The 25905-nt window shown below is 58.2% G+C and carries 18 protein-coding genes; 7 read left to right on the top strand and 11 right to left on the bottom strand.

The window, feature by feature from the left end:
- Positions 1-32 precede the first annotated feature (32 nt).
- Positions 33-1472 carry a phenylacetate--CoA ligase family protein gene (locus tag JNN07_12100; GenBank protein MBL9168476.1) on the bottom strand — a complete coding sequence of 480 codons (1440 nt, stop codon included), beginning with the start codon at positions 1470-1472 and terminating at the stop codon, positions 33-35.
- Positions 1469-2845: a DUF362 domain-containing protein gene (locus JNN07_12105; protein ID MBL9168477.1), complete on the bottom strand. Its 1377-nt coding sequence runs from the start codon at positions 2843-2845 to the stop codon at positions 1469-1471. Before JNN07_12105 ends, JNN07_12100 begins: the two co-directional genes overlap by 4 nt.
- A 278-nt stretch (positions 2846-3123) precedes the next feature.
- On the opposite strand from JNN07_12105, the gene JNN07_12110 reads away from it, so the two are divergent.
- The 3 genes from JNN07_12110 (at position 3124) to JNN07_12120 (ending at position 7396) form a co-directional block, all read left to right on the top strand.
- Entirely contained in the window at positions 3124-4476 is a 1353-nt protein-coding gene (locus tag JNN07_12110) for a DUF362 domain-containing protein (protein MBL9168478.1), read from the top strand.
- Positions 4454-5878, top strand: a complete 1425-nt coding sequence (locus JNN07_12115) for a phenylacetate--CoA ligase family protein (protein ID MBL9168479.1) — start codon at positions 4454-4456, stop codon at positions 5876-5878. Before JNN07_12110 ends, JNN07_12115 begins: the two co-directional genes overlap by 23 nt.
- 258 nt (positions 5879-6136) lie before the next feature.
- Entirely contained in the window at positions 6137-7396 is a 1260-nt protein-coding gene (locus tag JNN07_12120; GenBank protein MBL9168480.1) for a serine hydrolase, read from the top strand.
- Positions 7397-7533: 137 nt separating this feature from the next.
- On the opposite strand, the gene JNN07_12125 is transcribed toward JNN07_12120, so the two are convergent.
- Positions 7534-8703, bottom strand: a complete 1170-nt coding sequence (locus tag JNN07_12125) for a radical SAM protein (GenBank protein MBL9168481.1) — start codon at positions 8701-8703, stop codon at positions 7534-7536.
- Between the two features lie 384 nt (positions 8704-9087).
- On the opposite strand from JNN07_12125, the gene uvrA reads away from it, so the two are divergent.
- Complete coding sequence (gene uvrA / locus JNN07_12130) at positions 9088-12045, top strand: excinuclease ABC subunit UvrA (protein ID MBL9168482.1); 2958 nt, start codon at positions 9088-9090, stop codon at positions 12043-12045.
- Positions 12046-12081: 36 nt separating this feature from the next.
- Entirely contained in the window at positions 12082-14838 is a 2757-nt protein-coding gene (locus JNN07_12135; GenBank protein ID MBL9168483.1) for a tetratricopeptide repeat protein, read from the top strand.
- Between the two features lie 13 nt (positions 14839-14851).
- Here JNN07_12135 and JNN07_12140 read toward each other — a convergent pair whose 3' ends face one another.
- The 4 genes from JNN07_12140 to JNN07_12155 form a co-directional block, all read right to left on the bottom strand.
- Entirely contained in the window at positions 14852-15922 is a 1071-nt protein-coding gene (locus tag JNN07_12140; protein MBL9168484.1) for a hypothetical protein, read from the bottom strand.
- Between the two features lie 16 nt (positions 15923-15938).
- Positions 15939-16976 (bottom strand): NAD(P)-dependent oxidoreductase, encoded by a 1038-nt coding sequence (locus JNN07_12145; GenBank protein ID MBL9168485.1) that lies wholly within the window; start codon positions 16974-16976, stop codon positions 15939-15941.
- Between the two features lie 191 nt (positions 16977-17167).
- Positions 17168-17779 (bottom strand): PEP-CTERM sorting domain-containing protein, encoded by a 612-nt coding sequence (locus tag JNN07_12150; GenBank protein ID MBL9168486.1) that lies wholly within the window; start codon positions 17777-17779, stop codon positions 17168-17170.
- Positions 17780-17830: 51 nt separating this feature from the next.
- Positions 17831-18457, bottom strand: coding sequence for a hypothetical protein (locus tag JNN07_12155; GenBank protein MBL9168487.1), 627 nt, complete (start codon positions 18455-18457; stop codon positions 17831-17833).
- A 389-nt stretch (positions 18458-18846) separates the two neighbouring features.
- Here JNN07_12155 and JNN07_12160 point away from each other — a divergent pair, with 389 nt between their 5' ends.
- A complete protein-coding gene (locus JNN07_12160; protein MBL9168488.1) occupies positions 18847-19818 on the top strand; it encodes an SMP-30/gluconolactonase/LRE family protein in 972 nt (323 codons plus the stop codon).
- A 377-nt stretch (positions 19819-20195) separates the two neighbouring features.
- Here the strand turns inward: JNN07_12160 and JNN07_12165 are convergent, their stop codons facing one another.
- The 3 genes from JNN07_12165 to JNN07_12175 form a co-directional block, all read right to left on the bottom strand.
- Positions 20196-20546: a DUF423 domain-containing protein gene (locus JNN07_12165; GenBank protein ID MBL9168489.1), complete on the bottom strand. Its 351-nt coding sequence runs from the start codon at positions 20544-20546 to the stop codon at positions 20196-20198.
- A 19-nt stretch (positions 20547-20565) separates the two neighbouring features.
- Positions 20566-20838 (bottom strand): HPr family phosphocarrier protein, encoded by a 273-nt coding sequence (locus JNN07_12170; GenBank protein ID MBL9168490.1) that lies wholly within the window; start codon positions 20836-20838, stop codon positions 20566-20568.
- 341 nt (positions 20839-21179) lie between these two features.
- A complete protein-coding gene (locus JNN07_12175) occupies positions 21180-23660 on the bottom strand; it encodes a carboxy terminal-processing peptidase (GenBank protein ID MBL9168491.1) in 2481 nt (826 codons plus the stop codon).
- Between the two features lie 271 nt (positions 23661-23931).
- Between JNN07_12175 and JNN07_12180 the strand changes: the two genes are divergently transcribed.
- Positions 23932-24468, top strand: a complete 537-nt coding sequence (locus tag JNN07_12180; protein ID MBL9168492.1) for a purine-binding chemotaxis protein CheW — start codon at positions 23932-23934, stop codon at positions 24466-24468.
- 94 nt (positions 24469-24562) lie between these two features.
- Here the strand turns inward: JNN07_12180 and larA are convergent, their stop codons facing one another.
- On the bottom strand, positions 24563-25825 hold the full coding sequence (larA, locus tag JNN07_12185) for a nickel-dependent lactate racemase (protein ID MBL9168493.1): 1263 nt from the start codon (positions 25823-25825) through the stop codon (positions 24563-24565).
- Positions 25826-25905: the final 80 nt, after the last annotated feature.

The following is a 25905-nucleotide window of genomic DNA, read 5'->3' on the forward strand; positions in this document are numbered from 1 at the left end:
ACTAACTCTCGGTTTTCGGGTTCCGTTCCCGGTCAGCCAACTGCCTCGCCTGGCGCGCCAAGCTTGGAGGCTTGAGCAGTGATCCGACTGATTAACCACCGATGCTTGCCACGAGCCGTTTTTTCCGTCTCGCGAACCTCCCGAATCGTGAGCTGGAAGTCCTCGCCGAGCTTCCGTCGAATGCCGGACTCGATGCGGCCGAGCTTTTCTCGATTGAAGTTCGGACCTGGAACGTAGCGAAACTCTGCCGAACCCGCCGCCTCCTGCACAAACTGCACGGCATAGAGGTCGTCGAATATCGCATCGTGCATGTTGAATGCGGTTAGGGAAATCCGCCGCCCCGTGGCGCTGATCAGGAATTCCTGCTCCCGGCCCGCGATCTCGGAAACCGCAGGCCAGGGAAACTCCAACCCGCCATCTCGCGACGGATCGGCCAGCCGCACGTAATCGCCTGTTCGATATCGGATCAACGGCATGGCCAGGTTGTGAAAGCTCGTTCCGATCACTTCGCAGAAGCCCTCGGCATCAGGAGCTCCAAACTCCACCAAACCGTAGGTCGGCCAAAAATAGAACAGATCCGATCGTCGGCCTTCCGCGGCCAGAACCGCTCGCTCGGAATGGCCATACCAGCGAAAAACCCGGCACCGAAACACGCGTTCGAGCAATCGTTTCTGCGGCAGGTTGAGTCGCTCCGAGCCAGCCAGCAGGCCCTTCAACGGCACTTCCCACTGCAGCCCGGCCTTTTCGAGAAACTCGGCGAGTTGAAGGGCCGCCGAGGGATACGCGTGGAGCAGGTCGGGGCGAAACCGCTTCACCTCGGCGAGATACTCCGGGAGTCTAGCCTCTGTCAGATGGTAGGATGACAGCATCAGCCAATCACGGGTCGCGTCATAGCTGGCGATCCTCCCTTGAGATTCGTCGCTCGTGACATGACCGCGAATCACCACCAATCGCGCGCCCGGAAAGTAGCCTCCGCGCGCCCACTGAGCCTCCAAAAATGCCTGCTCCTTCGGACGACTGACTCCGCGCTGCAAGTAGAATCCCACCGGAACTCCCGTCGATCCTCCCGTCGTGATGTACAGCCGTTCCTTCTTGGGCACGTGGCTGCACACCAATTCCTCGCGAGACTGCAACAAGTCCTGCTTTTCTAGAAAGGGGCAACCCTGAAGATCCTCAATCTCGCGAACAAGCTCCGGTCGGAAGCCAGCCTGAGCAAATCTTCGTTGATACCCAGTCGAGTAGTTCCCCGCGTGAATCAGGACCTTCCGCAACTCTTTCAACTGATAATCCCGGATCTGATCCACCGACCAGGATTCAACTTCGGCAGCCAGACGTTGAAACTCAGGAAAGCGGGCACCCTGCCTCCAACGGACCGGCAGACGACGGTAAGTCCCGCCGATCGCCCGTTTAAGGCCCTGGGGCATCCGCTCGTAAACCGCCAATAGCGGATAGAGTTTATCCTCTAAGCTCATGCGGTCACAGCACGCCGGTCACTCTCAATGGCACCGACCCAACCGAAATGTGGTTTGAACTCGAATACATCGCTCATTCCCCCCAGCTTGCCCTGCCAAGCCGGATGGTTGGACACCACTTCCATTTCCTCCGGCTTGAAGTCGACAAAGCTGGCCTGCTTCAATTCGAAGCATCCCCGCAGCATCCGGAGTTTCCTCCAGTCGAATCCCATCACGGTTGCAGCGGTACAATCCACGGCCGTGGGATGCGTGCCCGCCACGACCACCCCGATAGGCCGTGCATCCGGGGCCATGGGACCGTTGCCCTCTCCACCGATGATTCCATCCACCACCGCCAGATAGCGCAAGGGAGCCTTTCGCAGACTTCCGTCGCCGCCGTAGCCAAATAAACACTTGTTCAGGTCCACCACCATCCGCCAGCAAGTATCGTTGCCATGCCAGTTGCCGGAGCGAACCACTTTCTGAGTATCTCCAAAATACAGCCTGCCCAGCTTCTTCAAGGGCACAAACAAACGGGATAAGAGCGTGTTTCCCTTCAGCACTCGCTTGGCCGTTCCCATCCAAGAATGCTCCAGCTTGGCCTTGGTGGTCGCATGAGGAAATTGATCTCCACCCCGGTCAGGGGTGCCCTCGGTATGATGCGGAAGCCAATTTTTATTGGCATTAATTCCCACCAAGTTCTTGAGGGCACAGGTAATTCCCACTTTCTTGTGCGTCTTGAGCTTGGGTAGGTTGATTAGCACGTCCGCATCCATGGGCGTGCGGCACAGCAGATACTCGTGCGTGGTGCCCTGATGCTTGGTGTTCGTCTCGTTCATGTCATAGGAGGCCCCATAGAGCTGGCCACAGCCACGAAATCCGACAAATTCGCTCGCCGCATTCAGTCGCACATGGGTGCTGCCCAAAGGATCACCGGGTAGCGAGGTCTTGGAGACGGTAACTCCATCCACGGCATGCCACTCCTCCGGACGCAGATCCAACAGGGCAATGTGGAGGGTCGAGAAATCCCGCTTCAACCGCGCCACCATCTCATCCAGACCGCAATAGGCCCTCAAAGTCGCAAAGGAACTGTCGGTCTGAGGCGCGTCACAGATCACAATCGAACCAGCCCCGCTCAAGCGTGGCGCCACCCATCGGATCACCGCTTCGATGACGGACGGATGCGTGACCACATAATCCCATCGATCCGGCCCCGGATGCCGCTCGTCGTGCTCCTTAACCCAGTTCGGCTTGAGAACCACCCGGTCTCCCGTTCGGATGAAGTCCGCCGGCAGCCGCAGGGCGTCCAGCGCTTGGTGCACCAAGCCCGCCACCGCCTGAGTATCGCGGTAATTGTCAGGGCCGCGATAACAAGCCACTCTTGAGTTGGTCACATTCATCATTTCATCTTAATTCCGAACCACTTGCAGTCTAGCCTAGACGCGACAAGCATGTCATGAAACTTCCATCATGCCCTTCGCAGGGCAAGCCCATTCGTCGCAAACACCCCTCAAGGAGGCGTCCCAACCACCACAACAACTAAAGAAGTATCGGCGTTCAAAAAAGATTCTGTCTCATTTTTGATCATTCTCCCGCAAAGATCTTGCAGAACTGCCGATTCAAATCTAGGTAGGACGGAACTTAGACTCTGCCGACAGAGACAATCCATGACATGACGCGTTGTTTTACTCAGAGTGCCGGTCGCCTCAAGGCGCTCGTGCACGAGAACCTAAAGCGGGATCTTGGACACCTGCAGCCCAAGCGGATCGTGCTGAAGCCGAACTGGGTGCTCCATGAAACCGACCCCCATTTCCCTATCCAAGCTCTGGTGACGGATGCCCGGGTCATCGAAGCCACGCTGGATGCTTGCCTTGACCTGTTTCCCCATGCGGAATCCATTCTGATCGGAGATTGTCCCCTCCAATCCGCCGACTGGCCGGCCATGTGTCGCCAAAATGGGCTGGACCAAGTGATCGCCCGGCTGTCCCGTACCACCGGAACCCAGGTCAAGTTCCGCGACCTGCGCAAGGAGGTGTTCCGCAAGGACGCAGGCGGGTTTATGATTCCCAGCGACGTGGAACACGGGGATCCCAAAGGCTACCTGGAGGTTCATCTGGGCGACCGCAGCCATCTGGAACCCATCTCGGATCAAGCACATCTCTTCGCCGTCAACGATTACACGTCCAGCGTCACCCGCAGCAATCACCGCAAAGGCGACCATCGCTATTTCGTCAGCCAGAGCATCTTGGAGTCCGATCTCTTCATCAATCTTCCCAAATGGAAATCCCACGCCAAGAGCGGGCTCACCTGCGCGCTGAAAAACTTGGTGGGGATCAACGGGGACAAGGCCTACCTGCCCCACTTTCGTCGGGGAGCGCCCAAGTGGGGTGGTGACGAATACCGCGATGAAAGCCGCTGGCTCTACTGGGCTCAGACCACTCTCCGCGAGAAGCTGCAGAAAAGAAGTCAGTTTGCTTTCAAGCTGCTCAAACCCGGATGGGAGCTCCTGAAACGGGCGCGCGGCATCGAGACCAAACTTAAGGATCGCAAGGCTCAGCCTAAGGAGTTTTATGTCGCGGGCGGGGCCTGGTACGGCAACCAGACCATCTGGCGGATGATCTACGACCTCAACCTCATCATCCACTGCGCCGATCGCGCCGGCGTCCTTCAGCGCTCCCCCCAACGAACCTATTACTGTGTGGTGGACGGCCTGGTCAGCGGCGAAGGAAATGGCCCGCTCGAACCCCTGCCCCGCGAGACGGACTGGCTGATCTTCGGTGACGACCCGTTCCAGATCGATTGTTCGTTGGCCTGGTTCATGGGTTTCGACCCGCGACTCATGCCGGTTCTCGAACAACGAAGCCAATACCTAGGACCCAACTGGGGCGATTTCGAACTAGGTCAGCTCGAAGTGCTCCTGGACGGAGTGCCGACGCGCGTCCTGGAATCCGCTCTCAATCTGCAATTCGTACCTCCTCCGGGATGGCGACATCATATCGAACGTGAACGTCAACTGGCTCTTTAAACTTCCGGCGCCCGTGCGGCGCTCCATTTACTTTGGCCTTCAAACAGTCATCGGCTCCAAGGTGGCATCCACTTGGAGGGAGATGCAGTCTTGGGAGCGTCTCTCCCCCGAAGCACACGACGCCAAGGTCGAGCAGTCCCTGAGCCGAACTTTGGAAGGTGCCGTCCAACATTCCGAGTATTACCGACAGCTTGGCCTCGTTCGAAAGCCCGGGGAATCAGCAGCCCAGTTCCTCCAACGCTTTCCCATCCTCGACCGGGAGATCATCCGATCCGACTTCACTCGTATCGTCATCGACCCTCTCCGATCGGAGATCACCTCCCCTCAGTCCGTCAGTTCCAAACGGTATGACTGGTTGGTCGTGAAGACTGGCGGCACCACCGGCAACCCCACCACCATCGTCCATGACGCCAGCGCTCGCGACTGGGGGCGCTCGACCCGACTGCTCGCCGCCAAGATGTGCGGCCATCCCTTGGGAGTGCGCTACTTCCGCCTGTGGGGATCGGAGCCCGACCTGCTCAAGGAGCAGGCTAGCCTGCAGCTGCGCGTGCTCTTCAACCTCGTGGGAGCCATGCCTCTCAACGCCTTTCGCGCCAAGGAATCCGATCTGCTGCGACATCATGCGACCCTCATGGCTCATCCTGAGATCGACAGCATGATGGCCTATGTCGACGCGGCGGCCGGCCTGGCGGAATTCATCGAAGAGCGCGGATTACCCCGTCCCAAACTCCGCACCATCATGGCCTGTGCAGGAACAGTGACTCCGGAGTGGCGAGCGCTGTTGCAGCGTGTGTTCCAAGCCGAGGTTTTCGACAAATATGGATCCCGTGATTGCTGCGACATGGCCTGTGAGTGTTCGCAGCACAACGGCCTGCACGTCTACTCCGCGAACTGCTTCATCGAGATCGTCGACGATAATCTGAAGCCCTGTCCGCCCGGAGTCACCGGCCGTATTCTGGTGACCTTGCTCAACAACCCTACCTTCCCGATGATCCGCTACTCCGTAGGTGACCTCGGGCAATGGGCACCGCCCGGACCCTGCGCCTGCGGCCTGGCTTGGCCACGGATTCAGAGCCTGCAGGGCCGACTCGATGACATGCTCACCACCGAGGATGGCACCCAGCTATCCTCCGTGTTTGTGAGACATTTTGTGGGAGTAAGCCTCAACCGGCAGATCATTCGCGAATGGCAGCTCGAGCAATCCGACGCGAAGAAATTCATCTTCCGCTACATTCCCACCCGGACCGAAGGGCTGGCCGAAAACCTGGAAAAACTGAAGAGCAGCTTCCTGTTGGCCTTCGGCAAGAGCGTCGATATCGAACTGGTGCAGGTGTCTGAGATCCCCCCCTCCAAGACCGGCAAAGTCCGCTGGATCATCAACACCTACAAAAAGCGTGGTTGAGGTATGCAACGTGTGACAAAGGCAAGGGCTTGGAGTCACCCGACTCCGTCGGGTTCTGAAAAGCTGTAGAGGGCTACAGCACTCCCAGACGCTTTGCGAGAATTTGGGCTAATCTGGAGTGCGTGCAGCCCTCTGCCGCTTTTGACCCGCCGACGGAGTCGGTCCCCCCAAAAAACTCTCCCCTTTTGCTCACACGCGCTCCGCCACCTGTCATGCACCCAAGATTGACCCCGGATAAAACTTCGTCTAGACGAACGCATGACCTCTTCCCGACTTTTACGGCTGGCGAGCTTGCGTCCCGGCATCTTGCTGGTGGCCGTCCTGCTGGCGCTTCACTCCGCAAAGGCCGCTGACTACTTTCCGCCGCCCGACTCAGACGGCGGGTGGAGAACCCTGTCAGACGACGCTTCGATTCGAGAGAAAGCGGGCCTGCGGTTGGATCGCCTCAATCAGGCATTCGAGTTCACGCAACGGTGCAGCCAGAGCGGCGGGCTGTTGGTGTTACGCCACGGATATCTCGTCTACGAAAGATATTACGGACGCGCGCATCGCAACGCCAATCCCGATATGGCATCCACCGGAAAGGCCTTCACGAGCATCGCGTGCGGCATCATGCTTCAAGAATTCCGCTCCGCGATTCCGGATGGCTTGAACCAAAAAGTGTTTACCGAGAAATACCTCCCCGAAGCCTTTCCCCTGGACGACCCTCGCAAGGCCGATATCACCTTCGGCCAGCTGCTGTGCATGACCGCCGGCTATCATGGGGAAGGCAGCAGCCCGGGTGTAGTGATGGGGCGAGTCGTGCCGTTGCAACCCGCACCCGGGCAAAACATTCGCGATCTGGACACTTCCTCCCTTCGTACCGTGCTATGGACCAACGCAGGTGCCGGCTATTCCTACTCCTCGCCCGCCCCTCACATCGCCTCCATGGTGCTCCGCCGAATCACCGGAATGGAGCTTCAGGACTATATCAACGAGCGACTGGCCAAGCCCATGGGTTGGGGCACCTGGGGCTATTGTCTGCATTTGGGCGACGTCCACCTGCCTCACGCCAACGGCGCCGGCAGCATCGCCCTGCACTCAACCGATGCCCTCCGCTTCGGATACTGCCTACTGCAGAAGGGCCGATGGAAGCAGCAGCAACTGGTGCCCGCCGACTACATCGCCCTCTGCAATCAACCCTCTCCCCACAACCCACACACCCCGTACAGCCTGATGTTCGAGCACAACTCGGACGGCCATGTCGCCGGCGCCCCGCGCGATGCCTACTATAAGTCCGGGGCCGGCGGCTTTGGCCTCTTCGTGGTGCCTTCGTTAGACCTGGTGATCTACAAGCTCGGCGGCCACAACGGTCAATACGATCCCAAGCTGACCGGGATCCCGCAAACGGTAGCCCCCGACACCAGCCGCGATACCTGGAAAGCAATCCCGCGCACCCCGTTTAATGAAGGAAGTATGGGCGGGGACGATGGCCTCCGACGGGTGCTCGAGATGGTATCGGCCGCGGTGGTGGAATAAAATATTCCATCAGCGGATCGGCTCTTTTCCGCAGGAAATTATCTAGCAGCCTGTCGCGACGGTTCCCAAGAGATAACTCAGCACAAACGAGCCCCACAGCCGGACTCACGTCCGGTTTGGAAAGGCCCGACAGGCTGCTAGTTCGTCAAAATCTCTTCCTCGTTCAAATAGCACGCCGGATCAGGCGCCCACAAATTGTTATGGACCTGCACGGCTCTGACTCGGAAACCGCCGCCGCAAATACCCAGAAAGCGACAGGCGGCACAGCGACCTTCCAACTTCTCGCGTCGGTTCCGCAGGGCATTCAAGGTCGGGTTGTTTTGGTTCTGCCAGATCTCACTGAAAGGCGTCTGCTTGACGTTGCCGAGAGTGAGGGACTGCCAGAACTGATCGGGATGAACATTGCCTTGGGTATCGATGTTGCCGATGCCTGTCCCCGATCCATGTGACCCCCCACCGTTCCACTTAAGCAACTCCAGCACTTCACCCGCGCGATCCGGGTCTTCCTCCAGCAAGCGCAGATAAAGATACGCTCCATCAGCCGGCTGATCCACGGTAAGAACCTCGCGCGCTCGGCCAGACTCGGCCCAGCGCTCGGTCCGGTCTATGATCTTATCCAAGGCCATGCGCGAATCCTCGTGGGTAACGTCCACCATCGTGCTGCCGCGCCCGCTGTACACCAGGTGGTAGAAGCACACCCGATCGATGTCCTCCTTCTCAATGAAATCAAGGATCTGATCCAAATCATCGATGTTGCTTCGCGACAACGTCAAACGCAGACCAACCTTCTGCCCGACCGCCTTGCAGTTCCGGAAGGCCTGCACGGTCTTGTCAAAGGCACCTGGTCGGCCCCGAAAATAATCATGGGTCGCCCCAATGCCATCGAGCGAGATCCCGACGTAGGCAAATCCCACCTCCTTGATCTTCTCGGCAGCCGCGCGATCAATCAGGGTGCCATTGGTGGAGAGAGTCAGCCTCAGGCCTTTGCTGCGAGCATACCTGGCCAGGTCGAAGAAACGCGGGTGGATCAACGGCTCTCCCCCCGATAGCAGCAATCCAGGAACACCGAAGGAGGCTAGGTCGTCGATCACCCCTTGACATTGCTCCCAGGTCAGCTCTCCCGGATATTCCCGCGCCTCAGAATCCGAGTAACAATGGATGCACTTGAGGTTGCAACGACGAGTGATGTTCCAAACCACGATCGGTTTGCGCGCCGCCGCAGTCTTCGGGGCGGCATGCCCTTGACCGTAACGAAGCGCATCCGCCGATTGGGAAAGGCCGCAGTAGAGCCGAGTGATGTTGATCATACTGGTGACATTAAATAGGGAGGGCCAACGGCGTGCCTAACCGATTTTGCTCAGCAGCGCACGGGAATTGCGAAGTCGATGCCCCCCGAAGGCGTTTCCACGCCAGCGGGAATTCTCCCAACTCCGTCGGGTGCTGAAAAGCTGTAGAGGGCTACCGCACTCCAAGACGCTTCGCGAGGCGCTTGACGCTATGGAGTGCTGTAGCCCTCTACAGCTTTTGTCCCGCGACGGAGTCGCCCCCCCAATCTCACCCCCCTGGCGCATCGGCCGGCGCCCCGTACCTGGGTCGTCCGTGCCGGACGATGGGGAGGCCAAGATTGTCTTGGCCTACGAAAGCCCCGGCCCTAAGTTACGAATTCAACGTTTTCGAACGTTTCACCAAAAATGGCGCAGGATGTGATCAGGATCGGCGGGGCTCGAGAGCACAACCTAAAGAATCTCACTCTCGAAATCCCTCGTCACAAGCTAGTGGTATTCACTGGCTTAAGCGGCTCAGGGAAGTCCTCCCTGGCCTTCGATACCATCTATGCGGAGGGCCAGCGAAAGTACGTCGAATCCTTGTCGGTTTATGCCCGGCAGTTTCTCGATCAGATGCAAAAGCCCGAGGTAGACTATCTGGAGGGTCTGTCGCCGGCCATAGCCATCGAGCAGCAAGGGTCCGGAGCCACCCCTCGATCCACCATCGCCACCACCACTGAGATTTACGACTATCTCCGATTGCTCGTGGCTAACGTCGGCCAGCGCTTTTGTCCCGCCAGCGGAGTTCCCATCATACCCCAGACCACGTCGGATATCGTCGATAAGCTCCTCGCCCTCCCCGCCCGCAGCAAGCTCATGATCCTGGCCCCGGTCGTGCAGGACCAAAAAGGGGAGTTCCGAGATGTGCTGGAACGGCTGGCTCGCGAAGGTTTTGTGCGGGCCCGAATCGATGGAGAACTGGTCGAACTCGGCGGCAATGTCCGCCCCAAGGTAGATCCGAAGGCTAAACATAGCATCGACGTCGTGGTGGATCGCTTGGTCGTGGACGACAAGATCCGCGTGCGGCTGAGTGACTCCGTGGATACGGCCATTAAATGGGGGGAAGGAAGGCTCATTGCGCTCCACCAGGTTCCCACTGAAACGGGGACCTCGGATTCCAACCTGTGGATTCAAACACTCCACTCGAATCGTGCTTACAGCCCAGCCACCGGACAAAGCTTCGATCTCGTAACCCCCAAACACTTTTCATTCAATTCGCCGGCTGGCGCCTGTCCCGTTTGTCATGGGCTGGGTCAGAAGATGGTTTTCGACGAGTCACTCATTGTTCCCGACTCGGAGAAATCTTTGGATAAGGGAGCCGTGCTCCCCTGGCGACGAGGCGGAAAAAGGATGGTGGTCTACTACAAGGCCTTGATCAGAGGCCTGGCCAAACACTTTCAGGTTAGTCTGGAAGTCCCCTATAAGGACCTGCCCGAGTCCTTTAAAAAAGCCCTGCTGCACGGCAGCGGTGACACTCCAGTGGAGTTCCATTTTTCTCGCGCCGGGACCACCTCCAGTTCCAGCAAGCCTTTCGAAGGTGTCATCCCCAACCTGGAACGTCTCTTTCAGGAAAGCGAAAGCGAGTTCACGCGAAACCGCCTCAAAGGGTTCATGAGCCCTACCTTTTGCGACGCGTGCAACGGAAAACGCCTGAAGCCCGAGATTCTGTGCATCCGCATCGGATCCGGAGACTGCTCCGTGCTGGTGCGCACGCCCCACCCGAAGCTTCCCAAATTACCGGGACTTTCCATCATGGATCTTTGCTCACTTTCAATTGAGCAAGCCGACCAGTTCTTCGCCGAACTGCGTCTCACGGAGTTCCAGCAGAAAATCGCCCAGGAGGTGATTCGCGAAATCCGAGCGCGCCTGGGATTTTTGAAGGACGTCGGACTTGGCTATCTGACCCTGGATCGAGAAAGCGGCACTCTGAGCGGAGGAGAAGCCCAACGGATCCGTCTGGCCACTCAAATCGGAGCCGGATTGGTAGGGGTGCTGTATATCCTCGACGAACCCAGCATCGGGCTCCATCAACGCGACAATGATCGGCTCCTGCACACGCTCCACCACCTCCGAGACCTAGGGAACTCCGTGCTGGTGGTAGAACATGATGAGGACACTATTCGGAGCGCCGACTACGTGGTCGACCTCGGGCCCGGAGCCGGGGTCCGTGGCGGTGAACTCGTAGGCGCCGGAACCGTGGATGAGATCATCGCCAGCCCGCGCTCGCTCACGGGCAAGTACCTGTCTGGGGAGCTCTCCATCGCGATTCCCAAAACCAGGCTGAAACCTTCGAAGGAACGGGGATGGCTCGAGGTGCTGGGGGCGAGCGAGAACAACCTCAAACACATCGATTTCAAGATACCGGTGGGCCTAATGACCTGTGTGACCGGGGTTAGCGGCTCCGGTAAAAGCACCGCGGTGGACGATATCCTACGGCGCGCCCTGTTCCGCCTCTATTACGGCTCCAAAGAGCGTCCCGGTGCTCATCGCGAACTCAAGGGACACGACTTGTTCGACAAGGTGATTGTAGTCGACCAAACGCCGATCGGCAGGACCCCGCGGAGCAATCCAGCCACCTACACGGGGATCTTCAACCAGATCCGCGACCTGTTTGCGCGGCTGCCCACCGCCAAAGTCAGGGGATATGGAGCGGGACGGTTCAGCTTCAACATCAAGGGTGGGCGATGCGAAAAATGCCAAGGTGACGGCCTGATCAAGATCGAAATGCATTTTCTCCCACCGGTCTACGTGACCTGCGAGGGATGCAATGGCCGACGCTACAATCGCGAAACCTTGGAGATTGCTTACAAAGGGATGAACATTGCCGACGTCTTGGCGATGACGGTCGACGAGGCAGTGACTTTTTTTCGGGCCGTTCCACAAATCTACGAACCGTGTCTCGTGCTGGCAGAGGTCGGCTTGGGCTATCTTCGGTTGGGCCAGTCCGCCACCACCCTCAGCGGCGGCGAGGCCCAACGGCTCAAGCTGGCAGCCGAACTGAGCCGCAAAGCCACCGGCCACACTCTCTATATTCTGGACGAACCGACGACTGGACTTCACTTTCACGATGTAGCAAAACTTCTCGAGGTGCTCTTCAAGCTGCGAGCTCCGGGCAACACGCTGGTTATCATCGAACACAATCTGGATGTCATTAAGACCGCCGATTGGGTGATCGATCTCGGGCCTGAGGGAGGAACTCGCGGAGGCGAAATAGTGGCCCAAGGCACGCCGGAGGAGGTCGCCCGGTCAGCAGCCAGTTACACCGGCCAGTTCCTCGCACGTATCCTGGCGCGGCAACCGAGTCTTAGCCGGGGTGGCACCTGAACGCAGTCATGCCGTTTTAATGGCTTACAACTGTCCATGAACCTTAGTCGCTGTCGCACCATTCATTCACCAAGAGCGCTTCTAGCGAGCGCGCTGGCGCTGAGCGCGGCGTTGCTGCTAGGATTTGCTACCGAACTTCTCTGCCAGGAGAAAACCCCGGCACCCGCTCCGCCAGCCCCAACCGCTGCACCCTCGCCTGACGAAGAAAACAAGGCTTTCGTGGCAGCGCAGCGCGCGTTTGAGTCGGCCAGCTACAGCGTAGCCGAGAGTTTCTTTTCTGAGTTTCTGAAAACGTATCCCTCCTCAGACAAAGCACCGGAGGCTGCCCTCTTCATGGCTAGGGCTATTCTCAAACAGGGGGATGCGGATCGCTGCCTGGCCGTCCTGCGCGAACACCTGACCAAGAGCGGGCGGGTGACGGACCAGTATCTCTACTGGATGGCCGAGTCGTATTACCAGAAGGGCGACCTGAAGTCGGCCAGTGATCAGTTTGCGCTGCTGCTCAAACAACATCCGACCTCGACCTGGCAGCTGGAGGCGTCCTACAGCGCCGCCCGATGTCATTTTAAGCTGGGAGAGTGGGGTCGCGTGGTAGAGCTGCTCAGCAATCCGAAGGGGAATTTTCGCGAGGCCACCAAAGTCCGCTCCAATGACAACCTGGTGATCTCGGGTGACCTGATGCTGGTCGAAGCCCTGTTGGAACTCAAAAACTACTCCGCAGCGGAGGAGGTGAGTCGCAGCCTGGCTAGAAGAACGCTCGTTCCAGAGATGAAGTGGCGGCAAGAACAACTGCTCGGACGTGTACTGCTGGAGAGCCAGCAGCTGCAGCCGGCTCTCAATCAGAGCTCGAACGCAGTCACGAGCGCCGCTGCCACAGGGCTGGCCTCGGCCTCCGCGGAAGCCTATGCCCTGCAGGCAACAATCCTGACGCGACTGAACCGACTCGAGGAGGCCGCCAAGGTCTACGAACAGAATCTGGGAGCGGCGAGCCCGATTCCACGCCAGAAGGAAGCGCTACTTCAAATCATCCAGCTGCGCCTCGCTCAAAATGAGTTCGGCCTGGCGACTCAGAAGCTGGACGCCTTGCTGACCAGCAAGCTGATCACCACCAATACAGACATCGCTCTTCTGACCTACGGCGAGATCTTTCTTCGTGACTACGTTCTCCGCCATCACCAAGCACTTTCCGGTACCAATGCCTACCCCTCGGCGGGAACAAACCTGCTTTCCGAAGCCCTCCAGCGCTTCGATCAAGTGATTCAAGCGCGGCCCAGCGGGCCCATACTGGGGCTTGCCCAACTGAACAAAGGTTGGGCCCTGTGGGCGCAAAACCGTTTCGTGGAGTGCCGCCAAGCCTTCCAGGACGCCACCGAAAACCTGACCTGGTCGGAGCAGCAAGCCACTGCCCAGTATAAACTGGCGGAAACCCAGTTTCGCCTCAACGAGTATACCAATGCGCTGACGAGCTTCCGCAAGTTTACCAATCAATTTCTCACCCTGCCGCGCATCAGAAACACGCTGCTGGATCAGGCCCTGATTCACATGGTCCGGATCGGGTTCGAGCTCAACGACACTCGCAGCGCTTCCGAGGCCATGGAGCGACTGCTGAGCTGGAAGCCGGACAGCGCCTATGTGGATCGAAGCCTGCTGCTGATGGGCCAGCACCTCACCCTGCGAGACCAGCCTCAAAAAGCCCGCGAGTGGCTCAGCAAGGTGCCGGATCTCTCCACTCAAAAGCCCGTGGCGGAGCTTCTCATCGCCGAATCCTACACGCGGGAAGGACGCTGGACCAACGCGCTCGGCAGCTATACCGGATGGCTGAGCCGATTTGCCACGAATCAGGAGTTGCGACCCAATGCGGAATACTATTTGGCACTCGCCACTTACGGTGCGGGAGGCGAGAGCAATGCGTTCATTCTGTTCACCAATTTCGTGGCTACGTACCCGGATCATCTCCTGGCGCCGCAAGCGCAGTTCTGGATTGGAGAATACTTTCTACGCCAGCAGAACTACACCAATTCCGAGATTCATTTCAGGCGGCTCTACCAGAACACAAACTGGCCCGTCACCAAGCTCACCTACGACGCCCGAATGCAGGAAGGACGCGCGGCCTTCGCCCGTCAGGGCTACAATAATGCTCAGGAGCTCTTTACCGGCATCGTCAACGAGAAGGATCCACCATACCCCAAACTCGTGGCAGAAGCCTTCTTTGCCCTCGGCGACTGTCTCTGGATGCAGGCCACCACCTCGACCAACGCCGTGCGCCAGTTGGAGCTTGCAAGCACCGCTTTTCGGAACATTACGCTGCTCTACCCCACGAATGAGGTGGCCCCTAAAGCATGGGGCAATCTCGGAAACTGCTATTTGCAGCTGGCGCAACAGGATTCGGCGGATAACTACAAGAAGGCGACGAACGCTTACCATCAGGTGCTGCTCCACCCTCTATCCAGCGCCAGCAACCGCAGCGAGGCCGAAATCGGAATCGCTCTCGTGCTGAAAAAGCTCGCGGAATCAGCCACCCAGACTCGCGACCGACAGGCTCTTCTGGATCGTGCCCAGCTTCACCTCCAGAGAGTACTCTACGAAAAGAATCTCCAGGAGAGCGAAAGGCCCGATCCCTTCTGGCAGAAAAAAGCCGGGCTCGAAGCGGCGCTCATCTCGGAATCCACGCTGGATTGGCGGGCAGCGGCTGGAATCTACGAGCGGCTGAAGCAGATCTTTCCCCAGGTCTCACCTGATCTCGAACGCCGCCTGGCCCGCGCCAAATCGCTCATCCCTCAAGACCAACCGTAGATCACGGCCTGGCTCAACTGAGCCAGGAGTCCCGATGGCGTTCCACGAACTCGTCATCGCGCAGATGCGGATAAGCCGCCCAGATTCGGTCGATTTCCTCAAGCTGTCCCGGCCCAAGCGTCTCTCTCGGGTTGAGACACCAAACGCCCCGCATCAAGCCTTGCCGACGCAAGGCCTCATGAATTCCAGCAATACATCCGCCAAATCCGTTCGCCGCGTCAAAAAGGGCCGCATTCGCATCCGTAAGCTCTGCGGCCAGCTTGAACATCGCGGGAGGGATCGGCACAGCGGTTTGACGTAGATGAGTGCAGTCCTTCAAAAAGGACACCGCTTTCGCTGTCCAAACGGCCCACTGGCCCAGCAGGCCACCCACAAATCGGCCGGAGGCCCGTCCTGCCTTCCCCTCTGTGGGTCCAGGACAAAGCAGATCGAGCAAAATGTTGTCATCGTTGCCGGTGTACAGGGCGACGTCCCCCCTTCCCGAGTCGACTACTGCACGCAGAACATCCTGCGTCTGATACCGATTGAACGGCGCCACCTTGATCGCCGCCAGCCCCTCCAACTCACAAAGACGCCGCCAAAAGCGATAGGAGAGCCGGCGTCCACCGACGGCCGCCTGAAGATAGAATCCCATAATGGGTAGGATCTGGGCGACCTGCCGGCAGTGCTCCACCAAGTCTTCCTCGGACTTTTCCGAAAACCCGCGAAGCGCAACGAGGCCGACCTGATACCCCAACTCACGCGCCAACAGCGCTTCGCTCATCGCCTGACCGATTTCTCCGCAAATTCCGGCGATCCGAACGGTGGTGCGGCCACTGCGCTGATCACAGTCCTGCAACGTGTTGACTGCCAGCTGGAGCACCGGTTGAAGCAGACCATGTGCAGGTTCCCGAATCTCAAACTGAGTCGTGTGGACCCCGACCGCAATCCCTCCGGCTCCGGAGGCATGATAGTAGCGCGTCAGTGCTCGCTGATATTTCTCGTCTAATCGACGTTCCGCGGTCAAGGCGAGGGGATGTGCGGGAATCACCAAGCCCTGCTGCAGCAGGGACCGGACGGCAACCGGAGCTCGGTCAGCTTTCACGCCACCTTGGACGGATTTAGTATTTCCCATCACGAACCTCAAAATGAGTTGGGCGATTATAAAGACGCCCTCCCGTCATGACCCATTCCGCTACCCATTGAATCATCGACTCCAGTGAGGTGGAGGGAGATCCGAGGGTTTCTCGCATGAGTTCTGTATTGCTGAGCAGTGCCGTCTGAGCCTCTTGACCTACGAACACGGGTTCGCGCCCCATCCGTTTACCCAAGGCTAAGGCGGCCTCACGAACGGACACCGGCGCCTCGCCCGTCAGATTCACCGGCAGCGGGGGAGAGGTAGCGTGGGCCAGTGAACGAATCACCATTTCGTTGGCATCACCTTGCCAGATGCAGTTGAAGAACGGCGTTCCAACCTCTACAGATTCCCCCCGCCAGACCTTAAGCGCCAGATCAACCAGAACCCCATAGCGAAGATCGATGGCGTAGCTCAGGCGCAGGAAGGTCATCGGGGTGCCGTGGCGTCGGGAGAAGAATTCAAAGACTCGCTCCCGGGCGACGGCGGCGTTCGCATACTCGCCGATGGGTGTCAGTGGGTGATTCTCTCGGGCTCCGCCGGAATGGACATCTACCAGCGGATAGACGTTGCCGGTCGAGAGGATCGACCATTTCGCTCTGGGGTATCGGGTCGCAGCCCAAGTAGGGATAACGGTGTTTGCCGCCCAGGTAGCAGATGGATCAGCGGAGGTGCCGAACTTCAGCCCCACGAGGTAAACCACGTTCAAGGCCTCCGGCAGGGACCGGTATGCTTCGTGATTCAAAAGATCTGCGGAGACTGTCCGAACCCCCTGCGTCTGGAGCCAGCGAGCAGCACCGGTATCTGTGAACCGGCTCACAGCAATCACCTCGATGTCTCGTTTCGCTTCAACCGCCGCACGTTTGGCCAGCACAGCCAGGCTCGGTCCCATTTTTCCACCTGCACCTAGCAGCACCAAGGGAGACTCCACCGTGCTCATGTGGTCGATAAGACCAGCCGTAGGGGTGGTCATACGCTCGAGCAGAAGCTCCTCCGTGTTCATATGGGAAGTCCGCATTTTCATGATTCCAACCCCCTTCATGGGCGAGGATGCACACCTTCGTCAACCCTCAAGATCGGCGAGAAGTCTCAAACCGAAACGGTGCCGACCTCACGACACCTCCGTGTAGGCCTCACCCAACCATCCACTGCCAAAAACAAAAAAGCCGCCCATTGCTGGGCGGCTTTGTGAATTAGCTTTTGCTAAGCCTTAGATTACTTGCGGCGGCGGAGGAGCAGAGCTCCGAGTCCGAGAGCGCCGAGAGCAACCACAGAGGGCTCAGGAACGGTCAAGCTGAAGTAGGTCAGACCATTGGCAATGCTGCCGGTGCCCAACTTCGGGGAGCCATCAGCGCCAACGCCAGCCAGTTCATGAGTGAACAGGTTGGAGGCACCCTTTTCAACGGCATTGTCCCAGCTGGTGATCGTGCCGCCCTCGTTGTTCCAAACGCGGAGCTGCAGAGTGACTTTGTCGCCACCCACGGTGCCGGCAATGTCGAGCTTGGACTTACCAGCGATCAAACCAGCAGTGGTGCCAGTCCGGAAAGCGACCAAAGAGCCAGCAACGGCCTTCAGGCTGCTTTCGGCAGCGCCTTCGCCAGCAGCCCAATAGAGCTCGGCGGAGTAGCCAGCGCCTTCAACCTTAGAGAAACCAGCGTAGTCAGCCAGGGTTCCACCGTTCTTAGCAACGGTCGGAGCGGACGGATTGGGCTGGAAGATATACTTTTCCTTACCGACACCGAGGGTCGACTGATAGGTCAGAGAACCCTGAGCAAATGCACCCACAGCAACGGTTGCCAGGGCGAGTGTTACGAACAATTTTTTCATGATGGTTGTGGTTGTTATATGGTTGGAAAACGAACTAGATGCTCAAGAGGTTCAGGGAACGTTGAACGTCCGGGACCAGCTGCCTCCAGTGGAGAACAACAGCGCGGATTGACCCACGGCGAGCGTCGGCTCTGCGGGATCCCAGGTGTTGTCACCGAAGAGGTTGTAGGTGGAGGCCGAGAAGCCGCCGTCCCACTTGTAGAGGACATCTCCGTCCTTAGCGGTATATCCCAACGCGCTCAGGGTGCCTTCTTGAGGAACCTGGGAGCTGATGAAGGAGAAACCGTTCGGGATGGTGGTGGTGAGGGTGCCCTGCTTCACTTCACCAACGAAGGTGACAGTGAAAGCGGTCGCAGTGGCGTTGTAGATCAACGCACCGCTTCCCGGGGTCAGGATGGTGTCCGGATTATCCCAGGTCTCGTCACCGAAGAGGTTGAACGAGTTAGCAGCAAAACCATTGTCCCAGGTGTAAACAACCGTTCCGTCGGGCGGGCGGCTGATCAACGCAGAGATCTTTTCGTTTTGAGCAGAGAGCTGATTCGCGATGAACGAGAATCCAGCCGGGACGGAGACGTTGATGTATCCGACCACGTTAACCGAGGTCACCCCAGCCGCCATCGTGGCCATAACGCCAGCAGCGGAAAGAGCAGCCGTAAGAAGTAGTGTTTTTGTTCTCATGTGGCTTTGTGTTTTGTTCTGTGTGTAGGCGCACTGTGCCAAATGTGAGGGCAACAGTCAACACCTTTTTTCCTTCCGTTTGAACAGAAGTCTGATTCTGTTGTCTTCAGGTTTTCTGATCGCCTTCGAGTTTCCTCTGTAAGTCTCAGATAACTGGCATATTTTGCCGCTCGATGTTTCAGCATCCGGGATTCCCCTAGCCCAGGGCCGCTGCTTCCCCTAGTTTCGACGCGAACCACCACCCAACACCACTTCGCGGTTTTTCTATGCGGCCGCCTCCGAGATTCTCTCCGGAGAAATCCGCGGTTCTACGACAAATCCACCAAATCAGGTAGGCAGCGAGGCATTTTCCTGTTAACCCTCCGGAAACTCAACGCGTCTGAATCTTTATGAACGGCCTGCTGCTCCCACTCACCTTGGCGATCTCGCTCGTGCCCCTGATTCTCCAACCCAACGCCCGAGCCTCTGCGATCGAACCCCTGAACGCTTCTGAATCAGCCAAAATCTTCGCTCCCAACACCGATGTCGAGAAGCTGGCCTCCGGATTCAAATTCGTGGAAGGACCGGTCTGGATTCCAAAGGACGGGGGTTTTCTCGTGTTTAGTGATATCCCGGCCAACGAACTCAAACGCTGGAGCCCCAGCACCGGTGTCACGCTTTTCCGCTTCCCCAGCCGCCATGCCAATGGAAACAATCTGGATCTCAAAGATCGGCTAGTAACCGCCGAGCACAGCGGCCGACGCCTTTCCTTCACGACGCGAAAAGACAACGTCAAAACGGTCGTCGACGAATTTAACGGGAAAAAGTTCAACTCTCCGAATGATGTCGTGGTCAGGAGCGACGGGACTTATTGGTTCACCGATCCCGACTACGGACTACCCAAGGAAGCCACCAAGGAGATGGAGGGAAACTATGTGTTCCGCTTCGATGAAAGCCAGAAGGCCATTTCCGCCGTAGCCCTGGATTTCGATAAGCCAAACGGGCTGTGCTTTTCTCCGGATGAGAAAAAGCTCTACATCGCCGACTCCGGCAAGCCCCACCACATTCGGGTCTTCGACGTTCTAGACAACGGACAACTGGCGAATGGCAAAGTCTTTTGCACCATCAACCCGGGCGGTCCCGACGGGATTCGCTGCGACGCCGAGGGCCGCGTGTGGTCGAGTTCAGGAAACGGCGTGCAGGTCTTTCTTCCGGACGGAAACTTGATCGCCAAAGTCAATTTGCCTGAATCGGCCGCCAATCTTTGCTTTGGAGGGGAGGATGGCCGCAGCGTTTTTATCACCGCACGCACGACTCTTTACCGGGTCAAAACCTTAACCACCGCCGCGGCCCGCCCTAAAAGCAGCGCCAACCAAAAATAGAGCCGTGACGGGTAGGCACGCAGGGGCAAGCAGACCTTCAGCAGCATTCTGACATAGGGCCGACGGCCTCTCCGTGAACTCTTTCCTCTCCGCGTTCTCCGCGCCTCCGCGAGGGATTCCGGTAGTCCTTCCGAATCAGGAGAGGGGATCTTTTCTCGCGGAGGCGCGGAGAACGCGGAGGAGCACCAAATCAGTGAGAACCGAAGGATCATGCAGATCAGCCCGATCCTAGCCGGCTCCCCTCCATGAACCAAGCCTCGGCTCCTAAAAGGCCCGAAAGAAAGGCCGAGACAACCTCCCAGGAAGAGTCTTGCCCCCCGCTCCCAAGGCTTCCGCACCTCTCAACAGCCGTGCCATCGCGACGGCGGTGGTTGCTGCTAGCGGCGCAGGGCCAGCCACAGCCAGCCGGCAAGGAATGCAACTCCTCCCAAAGGAGTGACCGCCCCGAGGGCTTTGATGCCCGTCACAGCCAAAACGTAAAGGGAGCCGGAAAAGAGAACAATGCCAGCTACAAAGCAACAGTACGGCCCCCGAGGGATGGATGGCCATCCTGACACGACGAACAAAGCGAGGGCGTGCACCAAATGGTAAAAAACGGCGGTTTCCCAGGTCTGAGCGGTGCCGTTCTCCGCGAGGACTGCTTTGAGCCCGTGTGCGCCAAAAGCCCCAAGGGCAACGCCAGCGAGGGCAAACAAGGAGGCAACACGATGGAGGGAGGGTTGAGCCACGTCTCAGAGGGCAAGCAGGTTACTCTTCGTCGAATTTTCGCTTCAGAAGCAACTCCAACTCGGTAACCGCCGAGGAGGCGTCTTCACCCTCAGCATACAGCATAAGACGGCTGCCCGGCCCGGCTGCGAGCATCATCAGGCCCATGATGCTCTTCCCGTTAACTCGCTCGCCGTCTTTCTCCACGTAGACCTGGCACTCAAAGCGGTTGGCTGTGCGTACAAACATCGCCGCTGGCCTGGCGTGAATTCCAAGCTTATTGCTGACGATTAATTCTTTCGTGATTTTGGACACAAAGTCGCACTTCGGCTTACTCGCTTTGACTCTCTATAGACTCGATCTGCTGCGAATCGAGGTTGCCAGAACTCTCCGCAGGCCACTCCTGCATAGCAGCGCCACGCCCAAATGCCAAACCTAATATCATGCAAGAAAACTGGCACTACCGGCCGGAAACAGTCGTGCCGAAGGGACCATTCCGGCTGGCATCGTAAAGGGAATAAGCCGGCACCTCCTCGACCAAGGATCTCACAGGTATTCCGCTTTACGAGCGCCTGGAGGAACCACGGCAGTCCATGGAACCGATCTCGTTCTCCCAAGCCCCGCGGCCAGAGGACGTGGCTCTAGTTAGGCTTCGACTAACGCGCACCAGCAACATCAGGTTCCGCAGCGCGCAAGGCGACGAAATCGAGAATGATTCTCTTGGCCTCTTCGAGCGTAATGTCGATGTCGGGAACCGAATCATCTACTACGGGCTCGTCGTCGTCCAACTCGTCAGATTTGCTGGCTGGTTCAGCAGATTTCTCGTCGGAACCATGTCCCTTCGCCGCCCCCTTCACAGAGGCAAGCTTATTGGTCTTCTGCAATGGAGGAGGCAGCTGTGGACTGTTTACATCCTTCAGCTTAAATTCATAGATCTTACCCGGAGGCTCCCCTCGAGCCTGCAACTCCTTCTTGCGGGCGTCGACCCGAGCTTTGTTTTCATCCTTCTCCGTACGCCGCTTCTCCTCGTTCAGCGACACCGTCTTGTCGGCTTTGATCTTCAGGTAGCGATCCATTTCCTGCCGGATATAGGCAAAATCCTTATCCCCGGCGATGCGCTTGTCAGATCGGGCCTTAATCTCCCCCAGGACGCCAGCAACCCGGTTGACCTTGTCATAGCTCGCCGGCTTGATGACATCGAAGTCGAGGGCGTTGTCCAACTCGGCCTCACCGACATCCAACACATTGTTGACCGAGGGAAGCACCAGGTCCGGCACGACTCCTTTCTTCTGAGTGGAATCCCCACTAGCACGATAAAACTTGCGGATCGTCAACTTGACCGCCCCCAGATTGTTCGTCGTCCGCAGCATCCGACCGAGTTGAATGACCGACTGCACCGTGCCCTTGCCGTGCGTGGAGCTGTCGCCAACGATGAGGGCACGTCCATAGTCCTGAAGGGCACCCGCCAGAATTTCGGAGGCGGAGGCACTAAACCGGCTGGTCAAAACCATCAAGGGGCCGTCGTACTGCACCTTCGGATCGGTGTCCTCATCGACCTCCACCGTATCGTCCGCATTGCGCACCTGCACAATAGGGCCCTTTTTGATGAAGAGGCCCGTCAGGTTAATCGCTTCCTCGAGGGAGCCTCCTCCGTTACGGCGAAGATCGAGAATGACTCCCGAAACGTTCTCTTTGACCAACCGCTCCAACAGCCGAGCGACATCTTTAGTCGTGCTCTTCACGTCGGACTCGTCCCGACGCTGGGACCCTACGGCAAAAGTAGCGTAAAAAGACGGTAGATCGATCAATCCCACTTTGCGGATCTTCCCGTCCGCATCCGGAAACTCATGAATCCGCGCCTTGGCCTCCTGGTCCTCAAGCTTGATTTCGTCGCGGACGAGCTCAATCTCCTTCCGAATGCTCGGATCGGGTGCATCCGCGGGGTTGACCCGCAGCCGAACGCGGCTTCCCTTGGGTCCCCGGATGAGATCCACCACTTTCCTCAACTTCATCTCGACCACGTCCGTAAATTCGCCGTCACCCTGGGCAACTGCCACAATCTTGTCGTTGGGCTTCAGCTTGCCGCTCCTCGCCGCCGGGCCCGCCGCCATCAGTTCTTGAATCTTGCAATAGCCATCCTCGGAGCGCAGCACCGCCCCAATGCCGAACAGGGACAGGTTCATGCTGATGGAAAAATTGTCGAGCTCCCCGCGGTTGAGGTAATCGGTATGTGGGTCGTAGATGTGCGCCAAGGCGCTGAGGTAATACTGCATGACATCGTCGTTGTCGAAGTCACGAAACATCCGGACGATCCGGCTGTAGCGACGGCTGATAACCTTCACGATCTCCTCATGCTGATCCTTGCGCACCTGCGCGACCACCGAATCTGCGATGGCTTCCGGCTTGGCGGACTTCGCTAGGCCCGCCTCAACCTGGTGAAGTAGATTGGTAAGCTTCTCCTTGCCCAGCTTGTCCTTCAACGCCTCCATGAGTTCCGCTGGCTTCTTCTGCTCAGCCTTCTCCCGCACAATGCGGCCGATATCCTCGGCACGTTGCAGATTGAGCTTTTCCTGAAGATATTCGTAGCGAATTCGCGAGCGCCAGAACTGCTTGGCCTCTGTCAGGTCCTTCGGCCGCTCCAGATCCTTGCGATTCGGGGTATACCGTTCATCGGTGGAAAAATCCCAGTGTCCCCCTTTGTCGTCATGGAGCAATTCATGAACATAGGCATACTGCTGCTCAACCCGATCCATAAAGCGGTTGAAAATAGCGTAAGCAGGCGTGGGGTCGGCCCGACGTAAGGTCAGCTTGTCCAGGGTCTTCCGAAACATCTCAAAGCTCTCCACATCGCTCTTCAAAAAATACAGATGCAGACCGTCCAGAGTGTCCAAGTAGCGATCCAGGAATTTAGAAGAAATCTCACTGTTGAAGCCCTTCTGACTATAATGCTGCTGCTGGAGGATCAACCCGGTGGTCCGCGCAATGTCCCCGTCGAAGTCCCCGGGCATCAGCAGCTTCTCATTCGAATGCCGAACGCTGACCAGCGTCTTGTCGATGGTCACAGCCGAATCCGCCGGACCGTCCGCAGCAACACCGGCCGAGGAGGTTAATAAACCCAGCAGGAGAATCAGATTCATTCGAAGTGTCATAAAGTCGCTTTGGCTACTTAGAGTGGTTCGACTGGTCTCTACCAACAAAATTCACCGCTAATGTCCCTAGTAAAGCTGCGACGTCAATCCTGCAAATGAAAGAGAGGCTTAAAAAGTCGCATCGCTGCTGAACCATCGACCGAATTGTCCGCGTCCTGAATCCAGACTTTGCCAGCAATTAACCCCCTCGCTGGATTCAGGGTTAAAGCACCAGCGCAACCTACCGATTAAGCTTCAGGAACAAAGGAAAGGCCAAACTATGTCAGCATCAGCCACCGCACCAGCCGTCGAAGAATCCAACAGCAAAGCGCACAGCGCCACCGGCAAATACCTCACTTTCACCCTAGGACACGAATCCTACGGCATCGCCGTGCTCAAGGTCCGGGAAATCATCCGGGTTCCTGACATCACCGCGGTGCCGCAAATGCCAGACTACGTCAAAGGGGTTATCAACCTACGAGGCAAGGTCATTCCGGTCGCTGACCTGCGCGTGAAGTTTCAACTGGCTGACGTTCAGAACACCGAGCGCACCTGCATCGTGGTCGTCCAAGTGAAACTACCGAGCGGTGCCCAGCCTCTCATCGGCTTGATCGTCGATTCCGTAGAAGAGGTGGTCAATATCCCCGGGACCGACATCGAGCCCACCCCCGACTTCGGCTCAACCCTGGATACCGAATACATCCTGGGCATGGCCAAGGTCAAAGGTGCTGTCAAAACCCTGCTGGATATCGATCGCGTCGTTGCCGCCGAGACCCTGACTGCCATGGCCGCCGCCGCCGGTTCCCGAGCTGCCTGAGCTGTAGGAGTCGAGGTAACGAGAATTGGTCCCACCCCCCTACTTCAGTGTAGGAGCCGAGGTCACGAGGCTTGGCCTCCGAATCTGACCCTCGTCAACTCGCCAGGTAAGGGACCGTCAGCGGCCCCTGCGGCAGGACCGCCACCCGGCCCTGCCCGCCCAGACGCTGCAGCTCACGTGACACCGCGAGCCCGATGTCACCACAGGGCTCCAAATGACACGCCCGCAGCACCTCATCGGGCAGGGAGCTATGCACCATCACCCTGGCCCGACGCTGAATCAGAGCCTGAATCTGAGCCTGCCATTGCTCCGGACGCGCTTCGCCCGACATCAGACGAGCCATGACTTCCTCGATGCTCCCAGCGCTCCCGAGCAGTCGCTCCATCGGACTACCCGCCGGCACGCCTTCCCGACACTCACAAGCCAGGATCAGCAGCCCGCCCGGCTTCAGGATTCGTACCCCCGCGCTCATGCCCTTCACCCCCTGGTAGAGGTTTTGGTCCAGCGGATAGCCGCTGTTGGAGGTCACCACGATATCGAAGGGCAACTCCTGGCGTTGCATCGCTGAGGCGCGAACGAATTCGCAACCTTGCCGATGCGCCTCGATCAAGTCTCCCGCGAACACCTGGGTGATGCGACGCTCATCGTTCAGCGTGACGTTAACCAGAAACGAGGGGCCCACCCGCAGTGCCACATCGCGAAGCTCCTCCCACAGGGGGTTTCCTACCGTCACCCCAAACGCTGCGTTGGGATCGCCGATGTTCCTGACCCCATGATTGCTCATCACGCTCGAGAGAGCTGCCACCCCTGGAATGATGCCCTTAACCCCGCCGCTGAAACCGGCGAAAAAATGAGGCTCGATAAATCCGGTGACGATCCGAACAGCGGCGTCGGCAAAGTGGCGATTGATCAGCGCAGGTGTTCCATCACGCATCGTGCCGAACGCGCGATGAGCCGCAGGATTCTCAGGCTCGTGATTGATAACTCGGTAATGGTTCACCACCTCCGGCGTTAACATCCGCTCCAGCTCTTGCCGAGTGTTGGGCCGGTGCGTTCCCAATTGATTCAACAGCGTGATGCGGTCTCGCGGAACGAAGGAGAGGTACTCCAGCAGCCACGGAATCAGTCGTTCATTCGGAGTGGCACGGGTGATGTCGCTGAAGCTGATGCAGACGGTGTCCGTCGGTCCAATCCAGTCGCGCAGCGGACGAGCCTGGATGGGGGCCTCGAGTGCACGCATCAACGCCGCCTGCTCATCGCCCAAGCCGACGCGAGGAAAGGGTTCAATAACGGTGGTGGCCGAGTCGGGTAGTTCCACCGGAAGCTGGCCCTGTCCGTAGGCAAATCGAACAATCATGCGTCGAGGCTAGCACGTCGAGGAGGTTCGGGTCAAAAGCCACCCCCTTCAGTATGGTCCGTCTCTGGAAGATTCCCCCT

Source organism: Verrucomicrobiales bacterium (assembly GCA_016793885.1).
In the GTDB taxonomy this organism is placed as follows: Bacteria; Verrucomicrobiota; Verrucomicrobiia; order Limisphaerales; family UBA11320; genus UBA11320.

Coding starts and splice junctions, on each gene's coding strand:
- JNN07_12100 (MBL9168476.1), bottom strand. CDS start 1,472: ATGAGCTTAGAGGATAAACTCTATCCGCTATTGGCGGTTTACGAGCGG.
- JNN07_12110 (MBL9168478.1), top strand. CDS start 3,124: ATGACGCGTTGTTTTACTCAGAGTGCCGGTCGCCTCAAGGCGCTCGTG.
- JNN07_12120 (MBL9168480.1), top strand. CDS start 6,137: ATGACCTCTTCCCGACTTTTACGGCTGGCGAGCTTGCGTCCCGGCATC.
- JNN07_12125 (MBL9168481.1), bottom strand. CDS start 8,703: ATGATCAACATCACTCGGCTCTACTGCGGCCTTTCCCAATCGGCGGAT.
- uvrA (MBL9168482.1), top strand. CDS start 9,088: ATGGCGCAGGATGTGATCAGGATCGGCGGGGCTCGAGAGCACAACCTA.
- JNN07_12135 (MBL9168483.1), top strand. CDS start 12,082: ATGAACCTTAGTCGCTGTCGCACCATTCATTCACCAAGAGCGCTTCTA.
- JNN07_12145 (MBL9168485.1), bottom strand. CDS start 16,976: ATGAAAATGCGGACTTCCCATATGAACACGGAGGAGCTTCTGCTCGAG.
- JNN07_12150 (MBL9168486.1), bottom strand. CDS start 17,779: ATGAAAAAATTGTTCGTAACACTCGCCCTGGCAACCGTTGCTGTGGGT.
- JNN07_12155 (MBL9168487.1), bottom strand. CDS start 18,457: ATGAGAACAAAAACACTACTTCTTACGGCTGCTCTTTCCGCTGCTGGC.
- JNN07_12160 (MBL9168488.1), top strand. CDS start 18,847: ATGAACGGCCTGCTGCTCCCACTCACCTTGGCGATCTCGCTCGTGCCC.
- JNN07_12175 (MBL9168491.1), bottom strand. CDS start 23,660: ATGAATCTGATTCTCCTGCTGGGTTTATTAACCTCCTCGGCCGGTGTT.
- JNN07_12180 (MBL9168492.1), top strand. CDS start 23,932: ATGTCAGCATCAGCCACCGCACCAGCCGTCGAAGAATCCAACAGCAAA.
- larA (MBL9168493.1), bottom strand. CDS start 25,825: ATGATTGTTCGATTTGCCTACGGACAGGGCCAGCTTCCGGTGGAACTA.